Annotated in this window: 18 protein-coding genes; 9 read left to right on the forward strand and 9 right to left on the reverse strand. The window is 50.4% G+C overall.

The features are described 5' to 3' along the window. Together PPL9_RS34545 and PPL9_RS28270 are read right to left on the reverse strand one after the other, a co-directional pair. Window positions 1-282: methylmalonyl-CoA mutase family protein (locus tag PPL9_RS34545; RefSeq protein ID WP_244273498.1), on the reverse strand; the 282-nt coding region annotated here is incomplete at its 3' end. Beyond that, window positions 282-2,276 (reverse strand): methylmalonyl-CoA mutase family protein, encoded by a 1,995-nt coding sequence (locus tag PPL9_RS28270; RefSeq protein WP_208989694.1) that lies wholly within the window; start codon window positions 2,274-2,276, stop codon window positions 282-284. The genes PPL9_RS34545 and PPL9_RS28270, both read right to left, overlap by 1 nt. 747 nt (window positions 2,277-3,023) lie before the next feature. Between PPL9_RS28270 and PPL9_RS34550 the strand changes: the two genes are divergently transcribed. Next, entirely contained in the window at window positions 3,024-3,725 is a 702-nt protein-coding gene (locus PPL9_RS34550; RefSeq protein WP_057465853.1) for a LuxR C-terminal-related transcriptional regulator, read from the forward strand. 122 nt (window positions 3,726-3,847) lie between these two features. On the opposite strand, the gene PPL9_RS28280 is transcribed toward PPL9_RS34550, so the two are convergent. Further along, the gene (locus tag PPL9_RS28280) at window positions 3,848-4,237 is read right to left on the reverse strand and encodes a DUF2780 domain-containing protein (RefSeq protein ID WP_082597153.1); all 390 of its coding nucleotides are present in this window, start codon (window positions 4,235-4,237) and stop codon (window positions 3,848-3,850) included. A gap of 378 nt (window positions 4,238-4,615) precedes the next feature. Here PPL9_RS28280 and PPL9_RS28285 point away from each other — a divergent pair, with 378 nt between their 5' ends. Together PPL9_RS28285 and PPL9_RS28290 are read left to right on the forward strand one after the other, a co-directional pair. After that, on the forward strand, window positions 4,616-6,004 hold the full coding sequence (locus PPL9_RS28285) for a dipeptidase (RefSeq protein ID WP_057465854.1): 1,389 nt from the start codon (window positions 4,616-4,618) through the stop codon (window positions 6,002-6,004). Window positions 6,005-6,101: 97 nt separating this feature from the next. After that, window positions 6,102-6,683: a TIGR00730 family Rossman fold protein gene (locus PPL9_RS28290; protein ID WP_057465855.1), complete on the forward strand. Its 582-nt coding sequence runs from the start codon at window positions 6,102-6,104 to the stop codon at window positions 6,681-6,683. A gap of 75 nt (window positions 6,684-6,758) precedes the next feature. Here PPL9_RS28290 and PPL9_RS28295 read toward each other — a convergent pair whose 3' ends face one another. Then, on the reverse strand, window positions 6,759-7,664 hold the full coding sequence (locus PPL9_RS28295) for a DMT family transporter (RefSeq protein WP_057465856.1): 906 nt from the start codon (window positions 7,662-7,664) through the stop codon (window positions 6,759-6,761). 189 nt (window positions 7,665-7,853) lie between these two features. Then, window positions 7,854-8,516: a haloacid dehalogenase type II gene (locus PPL9_RS28300; RefSeq protein ID WP_057465857.1), complete on the reverse strand. Its 663-nt coding sequence runs from the start codon at window positions 8,514-8,516 to the stop codon at window positions 7,854-7,856. Window positions 8,517-9,082: 566 nt separating this feature from the next. Here PPL9_RS28300 and PPL9_RS28305 point away from each other — a divergent pair. Beyond that, entirely contained in the window at window positions 9,083-9,952 is an 870-nt protein-coding gene (locus PPL9_RS28305) for a branched-chain amino acid aminotransferase (RefSeq protein WP_057465858.1), read from the forward strand. Window positions 9,953-9,999: 47 nt separating this feature from the next. On the opposite strand, the gene PPL9_RS28310 is transcribed toward PPL9_RS28305, so the two are convergent. After that, entirely contained in the window at window positions 10,000-11,190 is a 1,191-nt protein-coding gene (locus PPL9_RS28310; RefSeq protein WP_208989696.1) for a YbfB/YjiJ family MFS transporter, read from the reverse strand. Between the two features lie 260 nt (window positions 11,191-11,450). Here PPL9_RS28310 and PPL9_RS28315 point away from each other — a divergent pair, with 260 nt between their 5' ends. The 5 genes from PPL9_RS28315 to PPL9_RS28335 all read left to right on the forward strand — a co-directional run bounded on the left by PPL9_RS28315 (window position 11,451) and on the right by PPL9_RS28335 (window position 15,282). Beyond that, window positions 11,451-12,050 (forward strand): superoxide dismutase, encoded by a 600-nt coding sequence (locus tag PPL9_RS28315; RefSeq protein WP_057465860.1) that lies wholly within the window; start codon window positions 11,451-11,453, stop codon window positions 12,048-12,050. Window positions 12,051-12,191: 141 nt separating this feature from the next. Further along, window positions 12,192-12,800 carry a TetR/AcrR family transcriptional regulator gene (locus PPL9_RS28320; RefSeq protein ID WP_057465861.1) on the forward strand — a complete coding sequence of 203 codons (609 nt, stop codon included), beginning with the start codon at window positions 12,192-12,194 and terminating at the stop codon, window positions 12,798-12,800. Then, window positions 12,775-13,080: a hypothetical protein gene (locus PPL9_RS28325; RefSeq protein WP_057465862.1), complete on the forward strand. Its 306-nt coding sequence runs from the start codon at window positions 12,775-12,777 to the stop codon at window positions 13,078-13,080. The genes PPL9_RS28320 and PPL9_RS28325 overlap by 26 nt, the downstream gene beginning before the upstream one ends. Beyond that, window positions 13,067-14,227, forward strand: a complete 1,161-nt coding sequence (locus PPL9_RS28330) for an aromatic ring-hydroxylating dioxygenase subunit alpha (protein WP_082597154.1) — start codon at window positions 13,067-13,069, stop codon at window positions 14,225-14,227. Before PPL9_RS28325 ends, PPL9_RS28330 begins: the two co-directional genes overlap by 14 nt. After that, window positions 14,224-15,282, forward strand: a complete 1,059-nt coding sequence (locus PPL9_RS28335) for a ferredoxin--NADP reductase (protein WP_057465954.1) — start codon at window positions 14,224-14,226, stop codon at window positions 15,280-15,282. Before PPL9_RS28330 ends, PPL9_RS28335 begins: the two co-directional genes overlap by 4 nt. A gap of 1 nt (window position 15,283) precedes the next feature. On the opposite strand, the gene PPL9_RS28340 is transcribed toward PPL9_RS28335, so the two are convergent. From PPL9_RS28340 to PPL9_RS28350, 3 genes are all read right to left on the reverse strand, one after another. Beyond that, window positions 15,284-15,667, reverse strand: a complete 384-nt coding sequence (locus tag PPL9_RS28340; RefSeq protein ID WP_057465863.1) for a hypothetical protein — start codon at window positions 15,665-15,667, stop codon at window positions 15,284-15,286. Between the two features lie 49 nt (window positions 15,668-15,716). Further along, window positions 15,717-16,082 carry a hypothetical protein gene (locus tag PPL9_RS33905; protein WP_208989697.1) on the reverse strand — a complete coding sequence of 122 codons (366 nt, stop codon included), beginning with the start codon at window positions 16,080-16,082 and terminating at the stop codon, window positions 15,717-15,719. 219 nt (window positions 16,083-16,301) lie between these two features. Further along, on the reverse strand, window positions 16,302-17,423 hold a 1,122-nt coding region (locus tag PPL9_RS28350; protein ID WP_152986855.1), incomplete at its 5' end, for a prolyl oligopeptidase family serine peptidase.

Here is a 17,423-nt window from a genome sequence, read left to right on the forward strand (position 1 = left end):
ATTGCGGCGATAGAAGGCGTTGGAATCTTCCGCAGTCGAGAACCCGGCATACTGGCGCACAGTCCATGGCTGCTGCACATACATGGTTGGGTATGGCCCGCGCATGAAGGGCGGCAGACCTGGCCAGGTGTTCAGATGCGTCAGACCATTAAGATCTTCTGGACCATAAGCAGGCTTAACAGCAATGCCTTCTGGCGTGTTCCATGTGGCTTGCGCGTCAGTGGAGGCCGACTCGGCACAGTCTTTGTATTCAATCTGGGTGTAGTCAGGAAACAAGCTCATCAAATTGCCTCCACTTCATCAGCCAGCGAAACGCCAACCACTTCAAAACATGTCTTCAGTTCAGCAAGCATATCACAGCCTTGGTATATGGTTCCATCAAGGCCATTCTCAGTCAGCTCAGCAAGAAGATCCTTCGGACGCCCGGCCAGCGTAACGCGTTTAGCACCGGCAGCTTTCAGTTGTTTCAAAACGGCAACGGCTTGTTCCGCGTAGACCTTGTCAGAGGAGCACAAACACACAACCTTGGCATCGCTGATGCGGAAACAGGAGATCATGTCATCAAGGCTGTCAAACTGCTTGCCACCCCCGCTGACAAACCCACCAGTCGCATAAAAGTTGGTCGCAAATGTTGCACGAGCAGTATGCTGAGCAACCGGTCCAAGCGTTGCTAAAAAGACCTTTGGCGGGTTGCCTTGTGTTTCTCGGAAAGCCTCGGCTTTGTCCCGCAGGTTCTCAAATGGTGCCGCCAGACGAGAAAGCTTCAGAGCCTGACAATCATTGTCACCCAGTTGCTTACGGCTGGCCTGAATGTCAACAAGACCGGCCCCCTCAGTCAATGCTTTGGCGACGGCCTCAAGCAACTGCCCATCTGTGCTTGGCTCTGGCAGGTCCATGCGTGTTGCGATCTCACCAATCTGGTCAGCATCGGCTTTCAGCACGTCAACATCAAGCTCGCCAAGGTTAGGGAAGGCGCTTGTGCCGGTCAACGGATGACGACCTGTCGCGATCAACTTGTCCTCTTCACGTCTGGCTGTCGTAACATCAGAATGAATTACGCCAGATGCCAGTGCTGCAAGCACCCCGCCTTCTTTCTCTATCTTCTGGAAGTACGACCAAGCTGCATTGGCAAGGTCTTCAGTGCGCTCTTCAACCAAACCACTTCCGGCTGCAGGATCGCTCACCTGCGCCAGATTGCTTTCTTCAATTAAAATGAGCTGCGTGTTTCGGGCAATGCGCCGTGCGAAGGCATTCGGCAAACCAAGAGCACTTGTAAATGGAAGAACGCTCACGCTGTCAGCACCGCCAATCCCGGCAGCAAACGCGGCAACTGTTGTGCGCAGCATATTCACCCAGGGATCGCGCTTGGTCATCATCCGCCAGCTGGTTTCCATATGAAGATGGAGCGGCAGGGATGGCAACTGAGCAGCATCCAGCAAACGAGACCAGATCTGGCGCATCGCGCGGGCTTTGATGATGGTGCCGAACTGGTCAGCACTTGCACTCAGGCAGACCGAAACATGCTTTGGAAGGTCCTCAGCAGGCACACCGCCTTTTTCCAGCGTACGCATATAATAGAGAAGGCTGGAAAGGATGAGGCCAAGTTCCTGAACGCCGTTGGCACCCGCATCGTGATAGCAACGCCCGTCACCGCGCAAGAGGCTGCCCTGAATACCGTTGTTGCGTGCGTATCCCGCAAGATCCTGAGCACGCAGCTCAAGCCGCTCAAAGGAGTTACGAACCCGCCCGGAGTTGACAAACACACTCAACGGATCGGAAACACCATGAACAGTCAGCTGGTTTGGCTCAATACCCAGACGTTTGCAGGTTTCAACGTGCAACGCGAGTGTTGCGCTGCCTTCATAACCACATTCAAGGCGGAAATCGATCAGGTCAGGTTTGACCCCCTCAAGGAGCCTCAGCATATCATCTATGCGCTGAACACTCAGTCCGCCACTCAGAACACGCGGGGAGGCAGGAAGAACCAGCTCGATGCTGTCAGCACCGCCCTCAAGGTCTTCGAGCATCTGGGCGTTGGCCTCGGAAACGATGGGATGATCACTTCTCTGAATGATCTTCCAAGGGTGAGAGCGCTCCCTCAATTGCAGTGGAGCACTGTCCGTGCGCCCTTGGTATAATGGCTTATTCTCAAGGCCGCCGGCAATTGGTGTGTTTAATGCATCCAGTGCCGCGCCTTTGAGGGCACGCAGAGCAGATGCTTCCCAGTCGCTGTGCGTCGCTTCTAGGAAATTGCTTGGAAAATCAATGTTTTGCATGTCCATCCCATGTCCTTCTGATAACTTTATACGAAGGAACCTTTGATGGTTTCAAGCTATGCGTTAGGACGAGATTGGAAAACAACTGCCTCAAACACTGCGTAAATTGCAGAACTACTGATGTGACAATGGCTGGACAGTTTTCGCATTAGCTTAATTTATCCTAAACTTGTCGCAATTGACCCTAGGGCATGTAACGCTGTTACTATTGCCGAGAGCTAAGCAGTAGTTTCGTACTCTTACTATAGATATTTCGGAGTTTCTGCGAAATAGCTCCTAGTTAAACTGTTGGGGTAATGCGTTTCTGGGGCAACAGTGGGGCCACTATTTACAAGTACTCTGAATACTTGGAGGTCAGTTGATCTACCTCCGAAAATGAGAATGACGGTATTGCCGAGATTGCTGTAATAACAAGTGGTCTAAGAGTAATGCAAAATACAAGAGATGGTTACATCTTGTAGAAGCGAGGCAACTCAAAGAATTGCCAGCAAACTACAAAATACAGCGATTAACAGGCGTGCAATTTATTTTCTGAGCATGAGATAAGGCAACTGCCATAACTCCGCGATGATGCAGTCCTGCGCTGAATAACCATTCAAAATGAAGAGTTTTCGAATTTACCTGCGCAAACCATCGGTTTGCGAAAGTTAGTTGGCATGCCTTCGGTATGTCAGGTGGGCAAGTGCGTCTTCAATCCAGCAGCACCCGAGCGAGTGCCAGGCGGATAGAAACGGGAAGGCAGGGCAAATGAACGATACTTCAGATATCGAAGCAAAGGTAAAAGCGATTTCAGAAGCACGGGCAGCGAAACCGGTTCTGGATATTGTGGAGTCCTATTTAAGGCGATTGGGTGCGTCCCATATCCTGATCACAGGTCTACCTATGCCAAACAGGACAATTGACAGTTTGGTTCATAGGTTCAGATGGCCTGATGAAAGAAACGGCGGTGTTGAGCGGACAACGCTGAGTGCTGGTGACAGCGCGTTGATGTTGGGATTATCCGGCAATCGTCCGGTCGTCTGGTCAGTGTCCAGCACGGACACGGGCAACTCCGAGCTCTTTGCAGCAATTGGTGAAGGTGCGCGGGTCATGGTGATCCCGGTGGATGCTCTTCATCCGTTCCAGGCAATGGTGGTTGGTGCAGGGCATCAAATTGCCGCTGAACCTTATGATCTGGCATCACTGGAAATTGTGTGCTCAGCAGCGTTCCGGCGCTTGTTTGAGCTGGGTGTGATCTCTGATCAAAGACCAGGAGATCTGTCTGCACGTGAACGTCGTGTTCTGGAACTGACTGCGCTGGGCAAAACTGCCCATGAGATTGCAGAACTTCTGGAGATTTCACAAAGAACGGTTCATGCGCACCTGCAAAACGCAAGTGCCAAGCTCAATGCATCAAATAAGACCCACACTGTGGTTGAGGCATTGCGTTACGGGCAGATTAAAATCTGACCAAAACGTTCTCTCAGTACTGGTGAAAAGCAGGCTCATTTCAAATGCGTCTGCTTTTTGCGTGATTGAATTATATGCAAAGGCGCATACTTGTGAGGACTGATGAACCTCACAAGAGGCTTCTATGTAATTTCAGCAAGTCCTGGCACTCGGGCGACAATTTCATCTGTCATTTCTGGACCGACTTTTTCGCGGGTATATTGAACGGTTTCTTTCGCGACCTGTTGAATTTCTTCAACTGAGAGGCCAAGGCTGGTCATCTCATTTAAGGCAGCCAATACGCCGACACTAGCATTCATTTTGCTGGCAAGGCCGCCCAGAAGCCCCTTGTTCTCAGTGGCTTCATCGATTGCAAGAAATCCCTCTGCAGCAGGGAAGGCCTCAAGCAATGCCTCGACTTCTTCTTTACTGCTGTTTTTGGCGATGAAGTTCAACATAATCCCAACAGCAGGTTGAGCCTTCTCAGGATCCAGTCCGGTTCTTTCGGTAATGCGATCAACAAGTACGTGCATTGTAATCTCCTGTCCCCTAATGAATCTAATATAGTGATCATTGGGTGCAATGTTAGAGACAACGAAACAGGCGCAGAGCAACTCTGTGTTACCATCACTAAAAAACAGGCCTAATCCCGTGTGTCTCCTTCAAATTCCGTATCGCATGGCCTCTTACGTGCCTTCGTTGTACAAAGTATCGCTCACGCACCTTAAAAGAGTTTAACCGACCCGCTTAAACAGTGCAGCGGAATTACAAGTGGTTACCAAGGCAAAGCCGTAGCTTTGACTTTGGAAATTATGTTAGAGCTTCTAACAGCCTCATATCTACGCAGTGACCTGCGTCCTATCCCATCTTACAGGTGATACACACGAGCCTGCACTACAAAGGAATGAACCATGTCGAATCTCGACAAAGTCCTTGATCGTATTGACCAAAATTTGGATCAAAGTCTCGATCGGTTGTTTGACCTCCTGCGCATCAAAAGCATTTCTACTGATCCTGAATATAAAGGGGATTGCCGCGAAGCAGCGGAATGGATGGCTAAAGAACTGACTGCAATTGGCATTCCTTCAGAGGTCAGAGACACCACTGGCCATCCAATGGTTGTTGGGCATCGTGTTGCTGATGGAAAGCCGGGCCCACACGTTCTGTTTTATGGTCACTATGATGTGCAGCCAGTCGATCCGATTGAGCTTTGGAACGCAGACCCGTTTGATCCGCAGATTGTTACCCGTGAAGACGGCTCTAAAATGATCGTCGCTCGTGGGGCAAATGATGACAAAGGCCAGTTGATGACCTTTGTTGAAGCTGTCCGCGCCTGGGTTGAAGAATCTGGTGATGTTCCGATCAACATCTCTGTTCTGCTCGAAGGTGAGGAAGAAAGCGGTTCTCCATCCCTTCAGCCATTCCTGGATGCAAACAAAGAAGAGTTGTCTAAGGATCTGGCACTCGTTTGTGATACCTCCATGTGGGACAAAGATACTCCTGCAATCTCCGTCATGCTGCGTGGTTTGGTTGGTGAAGACATCACCCTGAAGGGCCCAAGCAAAGACCTTCACTCTGGTATGTATGGGGGCGCAGCACGCAACCCGCTTCACGTCCTTTCTGATATGGTTGCTGGTCTGCGCGATGAAAACGGACGCATCACGCTTCCTGGGTTCTACGATGGCGTTCTGGAGCTGCCGGAAGACGTCAAAGAAATGTGGGACAATCTTGGCTTCTCTACTGAGGAGTTCCTCGGTGGTATCGGCCTGAAAGATCTTGGCGGGGAAAAAGACCGCTCTGGCTTGGAGCAGATCTGGGCACGCCCGACCTGTGAGGTAAACGGCTTGTGGGGCGGGTACACCGGTGCCGGCTTCAAAACGGTTATCCCTGCAGAAGCACACGCAAAAATCTCCTTCCGTCTGGTAGGCGATCAGGATCCTGAGAAAATCAGAGCTGCATTCCACTCTTACCTCAAGTCCAAAACTCCGGCGGATTTTGAGCTGGAATTGCACCCGCATGGCGGCGATCGTGCGCTGCGCATGGACTTTGATGCACCAGCTCTGACCAAAGGCCGCGCTGCGCTCACTGCTGAGTGGGACAAGCCAGCGGCTTTGGTTGGCTGCGGTGGTTCCATTCCGATTGTTGGCAGCTTCAAGCGTACGCTCGACATGGACAGCCTGCTGATCGGCTTCGGTCTGGATGAAGACCAGATCCACTCACCAAACGAAAAGTACGAGCTAAAGAGCTTCCACAAGGGCATCCGTTCCTGGGCGCGTGTTCTGGAAGAGCTGGCGAAGTAGTAAGCCATTGAAAATTTCTGGCTCTGGACTGTTTAGTTCAGAGCTAGCATGTTTGAATTGAAGTTGTATTTTGGGCTCAGCCGACTGGAGAATTGAAATGGCATCTATCTGCGTGTTTTGCGGATCATTAATCGGGAAACGTCCGGAATATGAAGCTGCTGCCCGTGTTTTGGGCACCGAAATTGCAAAGCGTGGCAATCGTCTCGTTTATGGCGGTGCTGAAGTTGGATTGATGGGTGTCGTTGCAAATGCTGCGCTAGAAGCCGGCGGCGAAGTCGTTGGTGTCTTGCCAGAAGCACTTGCAGCAAAAGAACTGGCACACAGATCTCTGACGGATCTCCACATTGTCGGCTCTATGCACGAGCGTAAAGCGATGATGGCTGATCTGTCTGATGCGTTTGTGGCACTGCCAGGCGGCATAGGCACCATGGAAGAACTCTTTGAGGTCTGGACATGGGGACAGCTCGGCTATCACAACAAGCCATGCGGTCTATACAACGCAAACGGTTTTTACGGGCGCATGCTGGCATTTCTGGACTTCATGGAAGAAGAAGCGTTCATGAAGAAAACACACCGTGAGATGCTGTTGGTTGGTGACAATCCGACCCAGCTGCTGGATCAGATTGAAAACTATCAGGCGCCGATCGGCCATAAGTGGATCACGCGCGCTGAAACTTGATGGTTTGACACTCTGCAGGACTGAATATCACTTGATTAAAGCATGATGTGCGAATGAAAATAAGCGCAGCATGCTTTAGTCCTGCAGATACCGTGGAAGGCGAGAAGGTTCGTTTGTCAGGTAAAGCGCAGCCAGCAAAAAGACGAAGCCAACGGCCTGCCCAATACCTAAAGGTTCAGCAAAAACCCAATACCCTGTCAGGATCGCCAGTCCGAACTCAATGAAACCGGTGGTATAGGCCGTTTTCCTGCCAGACTTGTCAGAACTTCCATAGGCAAGCAAAAGCTGCGGCAACAATCCTGCAATCAGTGCCAGTCCTAGAATTGGCAGGGTACTCGGCATGGAACCTTCACCATGCCACACCTTGAGTTCGACAAGAGCAAAAGGAACTGCTGTCAAAACCGCCCCGGCAAAAATACAGGCGGCAATGGACAAAGAAGGCAGGTAACTCGGCGTTTTACGGCTAACCATCTGCAAACCGCCATAGCACAATGGCCCAATCAATCCGATTGCAACGGCGATAAAATCCACATCAGGCAGAGGTGTTGAGGCAATGATGATCAGCAGTGCGCCAAACACCAGTCCAAGCGTGAGCTTGTCACTGCTTCTCAATTTTTCGCCGCCAAGAGCTCTTAGTATCACCAGAAGCGCAGGATAGGAGAAGAACAGACTAGCTGCCAGATAGATCGGTAGCATGCTCAGAGCATAAAAATAGCTCCATGCCCCAAGACCCGTAATCATACCAAACAGCACATAATGTCGGCTGCTTGGGCCGGACTTAAGCGCTTGTGGCAGGTAGGGAGCAAGCAACACGGCTGGCAGAATGTAACGCAAGAGAACTGCTGCGCCAGGTGAGATGCCGGCGGCAAAGCCAATCTTTGCAAAATACGGGATGCTTCCGAAACAGACGGCGCCCAAACCCAATGCAACCAGGCTCACAAGCTTGTGGCCTTTGCCTCCACTTTTAAATCCATGAAACATGAAGTCTAAGTAACGCCGATTGCTTCTACTCTGAAATAGGTTCTGGCCTCAAAGCCGCCACAAATATGAAACGTGCACGGGCTAAGAGCAAGTTTATTCGCTGAGCCAGCTGAGTTTGAGCGCAGATGGCCACAGAAAATAGGCCTGTAAGGAGGTTTATGTCAATTCAGAGTCAGGTGCACTCAAGGTTCAACCCAGCGCAGGAAGCCCGCTCAGGTCTTTCAAAACAGCCGATGGCGCCAGGTCTGCATATTCATCTGGCATCTGAGAGCGATTGATCCAGACCGTCCGCATACCGTACTTTGTTGCACCTGCGATATCCCAGCGGTTGCTGGACTGGAATGAAATCGCTTCTGGATACATACGGAAATGAGTAGTCACAAGATCATAAACATCTGGATGCGGCTTGTAGGTTTGCACCGGATCAACCGAGAAGACCTCGTCAAAAGAATCCGTGATACCAGCGTTTTTAAGAGCGCCATCCATCATTTTCATAGGAGCGTTTGACAGGATCGCAAGCTTGGAACCACGTTCACGCAGATCTTTCAGCAGCTGAGGAACTTCTGGATAGCAATCTAATTCCCAGTAAGCGGCCAACAGCTCATCGCGTGCGCTCTTGTTTGCTTCTGGTACAAGCGCAAATGCAGTGTCCAGAGCCTGAACTGTCAGCTCCCAGAAATCTACATACTGCCCCATAAGAGAACGAACCCAGGAGTATTCCAGCTGCTTCTCACGCCAGATGGATGAGAGCTTTTTGCCTTCAGGACCCACAGCACCCATGTGTTTTCTGGCGGCAGCATGCACGTCAAAAAGAGTTCCATAGGCATCAAAAACATAAACTGAGTGGCTCATCTCTGCTCTCCGGCTTTGCACCAAGCGTCAAGATTGGCAAATTCCAATACCTCTAAGAAAGCGATGTCATGCGTGTTCGTCAAGGCATGGTAAATACGTGCCCCCTATGCTTTGGGCGCAAAAATTTAACAATTGTTCCATGAAAACAACATTTCACTCCAAAATTGCTCATACACGCACAAAACACGGCCAGAATCTTTAGCCAGCTCTCACGAAGGTTGCGGCAATCTCAAAAGTCCTCAAAACACGATTGCGTTAAAACTGTGCAAAAGAACAAAGAAGAGGCGTCAGGCCTGAAAACCACATGCAAGTCACAAGTCGCAATCTAATTGCGTTTTCTCACCATTTATTCGCGTGCAGTGACATTTAGTTGCGCTTCAGAGCTAAAATAACTGCGGGATATAACTTTGAGCACGTTTGTGTTGGGCGTGATGACCGCACCTTGGTGCTTTGTCTTCTTTGTCGAGAGTATGGTTGACCCCATTTGAATTCTCAGGTCGACTGACAATAGATAATTGGGCGGGGCCTTTCAGGCTCATAAGCCGACTTTTGAGGAGAGATTAATTATGGCCGAAATGTCGAAGACTCGGACATGGGTTGAAGGCAAATGGTACGAGGGTAATCCGCCACTGATCGGTCCGCGTACGCATTCTTTTTGGTTGGGTTCGAACGTATTTGATGGTGCCCGTGGATTTGAAGGCGTTATGCCTGACCTTGACTTGCATTGTGAACGCCTGAACCGGTCTGCCGTAAACCTTGGTATGAAACCAACCATGCGCTTTGAAGAGATGGTTGAACTCGCGACAGAAGGCATGACCAAGTTTGAAGCGGACGAAGCAGTTTACATCCGTCCGATGTACTGGGCTGAACACGATGGTCCTGGCATCATTGACGGTGATCCGGAATCTACTCGTTTCTGCATGTGCCTGTTTGAAGCTCCAATGCCGCCCAAAGGTGCTTCCAACAGCCTGACATTGTCTCCATTCCGCCGGCCAACAATGGAATCCATGCCAGTGAATGCGAAAGCTGGCTGCTTGTACCCAAACAATGCGCGAGCATCGCGTGAAGCAAAGTCCCGTGGCTTTGACAATGCGATCATGCTGGATGCTCTGGGCAATGTTGCAGAGCTGACCTCAGCCAACATCTTCATGGTCAAGGATGGTGAGGTGCTCACCCCTTATTGGAATGGCACTTTCCTGAATGGCATCACCCGCCAGCGCATTATCAAACTGCTCAGCAGTGCTGGCTATAATGTGCATGAAACAACGCTGACCTTTAAGGACTTCCTTGAGGCTGATGAGATCTTCTCAACCGGCAACTACGGCAAGGTGGTTCCAGTCCACAAACTAGAAGATCGCACAATGGATCATGGTCCTGTTGCTGCCAAAGCAAGAGAACTCTATTGGGAGTTTGCGCACGCTAAAGTGCCTGCATAACCCCATAGGGATTGGTTGTTTTAAAGGGAGGTTGTTGCCTCCCTTTTTTATGCCGGTGTGAAACGCTGGATCGTGAGCAAAGCAGCAAGAATGAGAGCACCAGCAGCCACAAGCGAGGCGAGTAAAAAGTCGCCGTTCAGCTCATAGAGATAACCGGCAAAGCTCGGGCCAAACATCTGGCCTAAACCGAAGGCAGCGGTCATCAGGCCGACAATTTGGCGAGGGTTAGAACTTGCAAGACGACGCGCCTCAACAAGCCCGATCGATGTAATGCCAACAAACGTCCCACCCAACAGGATTGCAGCTGCTGAAAGCCCGGCGATAGTCGGCGCCAGAACACTCAAAGCCACGCCAATGGCTTCAAGTGTGCAGGCGACAGCAATTGCACGGCCATAACCGATACGGACTGCCAGCTTCTCCCAAAAGAAGACGGAAGGGATGATCGCAAGTCCAACCAGCAGCCAGCCAAGGGATTTCATTGGCGCCAGCTCAGGCGTCGAACTAGCCAGTGCGCCGAGGAATGTGGCGGTGATGACGTAGCCAAAACCGAAGCAGCCGTAAGAAAAGATCAATCGCCACGCGCTCAGGTTCAGTGGCTTGGTCGTGGTCTTCGTTTGGGTGGCGTGAGAAGCTGCTTGAGGAGCAAGCTCTTTTCGTGGAGGAAGAAGAAACGGCACGCACAACGAAAGCAGAAGACTGAGCGCACCGCTTGCGATCCAAAGCTGTGATGAACTTTCTAAGCTTGTGCCGAGCCATTCAATCATAAGGGACGAACCTGCAATGCCGATACCAACTCCAGTGAAATGGATCGGAAAGAGATGAAGGCTACGGGTCTCAGCCAGCCGTTGCATGACTATATTTGCGACCAAAACAAATGCATAAGCGCTTGCCAGCCCAGCTAGAAAGCGAATGACAACAAACCAGTAGACGCCAAGACTAAACGCCATGAAAAAGGTGACTACAGTGCTCGTGATCAACGCGATCATGAAGATACGATAGGGACCGCCGGGTAGGGGAGCGCGAGCTGCCAGCAGTGCTCCGAGCAGATAACCAAGATAATTGGAGGAGGCGACAAATCCTGCGTTGACTTCATTCAAAGTTCCGTCCTGCAACATGAACGGCAGAACCGGAGTATAGACAAATCTTCCGATACCCATGACTGCAGCCATAGCAAGGCAGCCACCCACCGCAGAAAGGACTGCAAACTGGTCTTTTTCGGTCGTAGTGGATGTTTTCATGAGTTTTTCGGAGGCATCTGACACAAATTGATTCCTTACAAGCCGCAGAATACAGCCAATAATGTGACCTCACAGCTCCTGTAATTTCCAACTTAGAAGTTCTACTTACAAAAAAACAAGAAAAATATTTGCAAATTATGCTCTTCACCCGTTGCTCATACGGAAAAACATCACTATTTTGCACCATGAGTTGCAGCGCTGCTCGGTTGTAAAACTGAAAAGTACTGCGCCCAAAATTTCCTTTCCCATGGAGGTATACCATGTCTTTTGCTCTTGAAGACCTGCCATACGCATACGACGCTCTGGCCCCTTATATGTCTGCTGAAACTCTCGAGTTCCACCATGACAAGCACCATATGGCTTACGTAACCAACGGCAACAAGCTGCTCGAAGGTTCTGGTCTTGAAGGCAAAAGCCTTGAAGAGATCGTCAAGGAAAGCTACGGCACCAATGCAGGCCTGTTCAACAACGCTGGTCAGCACCTTAACCACCTGCACTTCTGGAAATGGATGAAGCCAAATGGCGGCGGTTCTTCTCTGCCGGGCGTTCTGGCTAAAAAGTTTGACGAAGATCTCGGTGGTTTCGACAAGTTCCGCGCTGACTTCATCAACGCTGGTGTAACCCAGTTTGGTTCCGGTTGGGCATGGCTGGCTGTTAAAGACGGCAAGCTCGTGGTGATGAAAACACCTAACGGTGAAAACCCAATCGTACACGGCGCAACCCCAATTCTTGGCTGCGACGTATGGGAACATTCCTACTACATCGACTACCGCAACGCGCGTCCTAAGTACCTGGAAGCATTCGTTGATAACCTGATCAACTGGGAATACGTGGAAGAGCTGTACTCTGCAGCTGTTTAATCCCAAAGACAGATTATAATCAAGGCGGCCTCGTGCCGCCTTTTTTGTCTCGATGGCTTTGATTTTTTAAATTGTCACTATTGACAGTTAATTGTTTGAAGCCTATCTCTACTCGTGTCCGATGAGTGAAAGCACATACCCATGCCGCGTCCTAGTGTTCAATCCGCCAGACTAAATGAAATCGTTGAAGCTGCTGCGAAATGCGTTGCTCAATATGGTTTGGAAGGCGTGACGCTGGAACGCATTGCTGAAGAAACCGGGCTGAAACGACCGCTTATCAGGCACCATGCCGGTAATCGGGAAGAGATAATAAACGCTGTTGTAACCCATGTTCTGTCAGGCTTTGGTGAGTTGACGACAATGTTCGCAAACGCATTGCCAGCAAAACGTGGTTCCTACACTGCCGTTGATCATCTGTTTGATGATCACGGCCACTCTGATCCAGCTGAGATGATGGTGTTCCAATCCATTGTTGCAGCAGCAGACAGGTTTCCTGCTGAGGCAAAAGCTCTTCTGAAATGGGTTGGTGATTTTACAGCAGTTGTCGTCGAGGCAATTAAACGAGACTTTCCTGAAGTGGAGAGTGAAGCCGCCGAAACCGTTGCCCATGGCATCGTGGCACTCTACTTCAACGTTGATTCCTTGGCTCCCCTCAAGCCGCCACACGCGTGGAGGCGTTATGCAAAAAATGCAGCATTGCTGCTGCTGAGGTCCTTGGAAGATAATGCAGGTACTCAAAGAGCTCCTTAGAAAGATAATCAGCTACGGCAAGTGGCGAACCATTTTTGCTCTGATCCTGATTGCTGCCTCGCTTTACTACGGCTGGCAGTGGGTCTGGGGTGCACTATTCCTCCTCTGGACAGTTAGAGCGTGGCGGAGCCAATCCGTCTATGTTGTCGAAACTCTCACTCGTGGTGATAACCCGTTCCTGTTCTGGATCACGATCATCCTGTGGGCGACGCTTTCGCTCTATCTCATCCTCGCAGATCTAATAATGAAGCTAGGAGGCGTTCCCCATGTCTACTCATAACAACGGTATGCCCGTTCTCCCCAAAGAGGCCTACACCTCGCAAGAATGGTTTGATCGAGAGCAGGCCGAAATCTTCTCCAAAACCTGGTCACTGGCTGGCTTTCAGGAGGACATAACTGAACCTGGCCAATACATTTCCGTTCAGGCTGGTTTGAACAATATCTTTATCGTAATGGGTCGTGATCATCGCTTGCGTGCGTTTCACAACATCTGCCGCCACAGAGGCACCCAGCTTTTGCGAGCTGAAGGCAAGACGCAAAAGGCGATCACATGCCCATACCATGATTGGACTTATGACCTTGAAGGCAACCTGATTTCTGTCCCGGAACAAGAAAAAGAGTTTCCCGGTATCGATTTGTCTTGCAATGGTTTGAAAAAGGCGTCTGTCGATATCTGGCGCGGAATGCTCTGGGTTCACCCAGATGAAAATGCTCCATCAATCATAAATTGGTTTGGAGAGGTAGAGCCATATCTTGCGCCATATGATCCAGCTGGATTAATTGAGACGGAAGAGGGCTACTCAAAGCATGAGATCAAGGCCAATTGGAAAATTATCGTCGAGAACTACATCGACGGGTATCATCTGTCACACCTGCATTCTCATACGCTCAACATGTATGACCACTCAAAGATTGAGTGTGAGTTCATCGGCCCACACTTCGCCTTCTGGGAGCCCCTTGCAGATTTCTATGCAGCTGAAGTGGAAAAGGTCACACCAATGCCACTCATTCCGGGTATCCCGAAAGACAAGATGGGAGCCTGGGTGCCAATGTTGTTTCCGGGGATTGGATTAGGTGAATCTGAGAATTCATGGTCCACCTTCCATATAACGCCAATCGCCCCGGACAGATCCGTAGTTGAGATACGGACCCGTGTGGCGAATGAATCCACTTGGGCCTTCACAAAAGCGGCCATGGCATCAGCCTCCTTCTGGGATAAGCATCTGGGTGCCAAATACAACGAAGACCCGAAAGCAGATCCGATGTCGTCTGGTGACTTTATGCAGGAAGATATTTACGCCTGCGAACAGCAGCAGAAGTCCCTGCAGAGTCCCTTCTTTGAACACGGCCCGTCCTCCAAACACGGTGAAAAGCCCGTTCGCGATCATCAGCGTGTCGTGGCTGAATGGGTGGAGCGCAGATCGTGAGAAATATCGTTTATTCACTGAGGGTTTCAGAGGTTATCTCTGAAACAAAGTACGCGAAAACCATCCGATTTGACGTCCCTGCAGAGCTGAAGGAGGAGTTTTTCTGGAAGCCAGGACAACACATCACCATTGAGCTGGATGCAAATGGTGAGAAAGTGCGTCGTCCCTTCACGATTTCAGCGGCCCCCAGTCACGGCAACGCACTACAGATCACGGTCAAATCCAATCCAAATGGCATTGTCTCCAAGTTCCTCTGCACAAAGGTGAAGGCAGGTCAGCAGCTAAATGTGATGCCACCCTTCGGAGGTTTCACGCTTGAGCCTCTAAAAGACCAGCAAAGAACGCTCTACTTCTTTGCCGGTGGCAGCGGAATTACGCCGGCTGTCGCAATGATTGAAGCTGCATTGGAAAGAGAACCACGTTCAAAACTGTTCTTGCTCTATGCGAACCGGACAGCTGATGACATCATCTTTAAGGAACAATTGGAGCTGTTGGCAGAGCGCTTCCCGTCTCAGTTGGAAGTCAGGCATATTCTATCCAAACCATCCTTGTGGTCTATGTTCTCACCATGGAAATCTGGCCGGATAACCAAAGATGTGGCCTTGGAGTATTTGTCTGGATGCCGCCCAGTTGCTCAGAATACGCAATACTTTATTTGCGGTCCCGGTACCATGAACGCAGATGTGCGCAAGGCCCTTCGAAACTGCGATGTTCCGACAGATCGTATCCATGCGGAGAGTTTTGGCGGGAACCTTGATACGCCAAAAGACGTGGCCAGCGTGCCAGCTCTGCTGAAGCTCGACTACTACGGCGAGACCATTGAGCTGGAAGTTGCAAAAGGGCAGTCGATTATGAATGCTGTCCGGGCAGCGGGCTTGGAGCCACCTTATTCCTGCCAGTCAGGAATCTGCGGAGCATGCCGGGCTCAGATCAAGAGCGGTGCGGTGAACATGAAGGCCAGAATGGCTTTGGAAGACTCTGAAGTCGCCAAAGGGGCAATTCTGACCTGCCAATCCTATGCAAAAACCGCAGAACTATCGATCAACTTTAAGTAGTTCAAGATCCGAACAGTTTGGCGAAGAAGCCTTTTTCATATCCAAGCTGGCAACGGGATGTGATGATCTGGTCTAAGACCCCGTTCATCAGATAGAGGAATGCTTCGCACTCACTCTGAGTTGTGAAGCAAGCCTCGGTTGAGACGTTATAGGGCTGATTATCACTCAAAACGCGCCCACCAACATTTGCTTGCCAGATATTGGACGCGCCATGTTCAGCAGTCGCAATGGAACAATCATACTGAGTGCCTTTCACGCGCGGCATGATTGGCCCTGTACGAGGGATCAGTTGCCGTTCCAGATAATTGGTGCTTGGTGGTTGACTGCAGCTGACCAGAAATAGAGACGCTGCTGCAAAGCAGGCGAGTGGGGCAATTGTCTTCATTTAATCAACGCTTTCGGGCCTTATCGGCCTCTTCTGTCAAAAGTGTATTTTAAAACCAGCCAAAAAGTCCTTTGTAATACCCATGCTGGCAACTGGCACTGCGCGTAAGCTCCAAATACCCACGCATGAAATTCAGATAAGCCTGACACTTCTTCATTGTCCGAAAACAGGCAACGCTGGAGATATTGCGGCTGGGATCGCTGAAGTACCCGGTCACAAACGCCTGATAAACATTCTCCGCCCCATCCTCTTTCACCCTGATCCGACAATCATATTGCGACCCATAAATCCGCGGCGCCGACCGCAAGTCATTCGGGATCAGATGATTGAACGGATAAAGCTTGTTGTTGACCTGAGCGATTGATGACACAGGCAGCATAAGAATAAGAAGCAAGATAACCAGAGTGGCACGCACAGGATGTTCCAGACTTTTTTTGTTGTTTATGTCTTTAACATTGAGCGCCAAGAGGAGTTAAAGCTCCTCATTCGACCAAATAATCTTAGTCCTATGTTGGTTCCAGTATTCTTAACGGAGTTTTTGAACTGAGAATAAGGTTAAGGCAAACTTGCAGCTATATTAAATAAAAAAGACGCCCGTTTGAGGCGCCTTTTTACATTACTTAGTGAAGTTAGATTAGGCCTTGCCGGTCTGCTTTAAGGCAAAGGCATAGACCAAGGCGACCTCTTTCAGGCGATCGAAACGACCAGATGCGCCACCGTGGCCGGCATCCATGTTGGTGCGTAGCATCACCAGACTATCATTGGCCTTCTTCTCACGCAGTGTTGCAACCCATTTGGCAGGCTCCCAATAGGTAACGCGCGGATCAGTCAGGCCGCCAAGTGCGAAGATCGCCGGATAGTCTTTCGCTTCCACATTGTCGATGGGAGAATAGGAGGCGATATACCCATACGCGCTCTTATCGCGGATCGGATCTCCCCATTCCGGCCATTCAATAGGGGTCAGCGGCAACGTATCGTCGAGCATAGTGGTTAGCACGTCCACAAATGGCACTTCAGCAATCATTGCAGCAAAAGCCTCAGGTGCCATGTTTGCACATGCACCCATCAGCATGCCACCGGCAGAGCCGCCGTGCGCAACGATCCTGTTGTGAGCGGTGAAGCCTTCGTTAGCCAGGAACTTCGAGGCTGCGATGAAGTCATAAAAGGTGTTCTTCTTGAATTCACGACGCCCGTTCTTGTACCAGGCATAGCCCTTGTCTTTGCCACCACGAATGTGCGCAATCGCATAAACAAATCCGCGATCAACAAGCGACAGGGCATTGGTGGAGAAGCTGGCAGGAATTGAAAGGCCATAGGACCCATAACCGTAAAGCAGGCAAGGAGCACTTCCATCCAGAACTGTCGATCGTTTATAGAGCAGAGAAACCGGAACCAGTGTGCCATCATGTGAAGGAGCCATCAGGCGGCGCGTAATGTACTCAGAAGCATCGTGACCAGATGGCACTTCCTGCCGCTTGCGCAGCACTCTATCGCGCGTAGCAAGGTCATAGTCATATACCTCGCTTGGTGTTGTCATGGAAGAATACGTGAACCGGATGGTTGTGGTGTTATATTCAAACCCTGCGGCTATACCGAGGCTATAGGCTTCTTCATCAAATTCAATGCTATGTGAAATACCATCGATGAAACGATGGACGACAATGCGCGGCAAGCCATCAACGCGCTCAAGCCACACCATATAATCCTTGTAAACATCGTGCGATAGGATCAGACGGCCAGGTTTATGAGCAATCAG

The sequence above is a fragment of the Pseudovibrio sp. POLY-S9 genome (assembly GCF_001431305.1).
Lineage (GTDB): Bacteria > Pseudomonadota > Alphaproteobacteria > Rhizobiales > Stappiaceae > Pseudovibrio.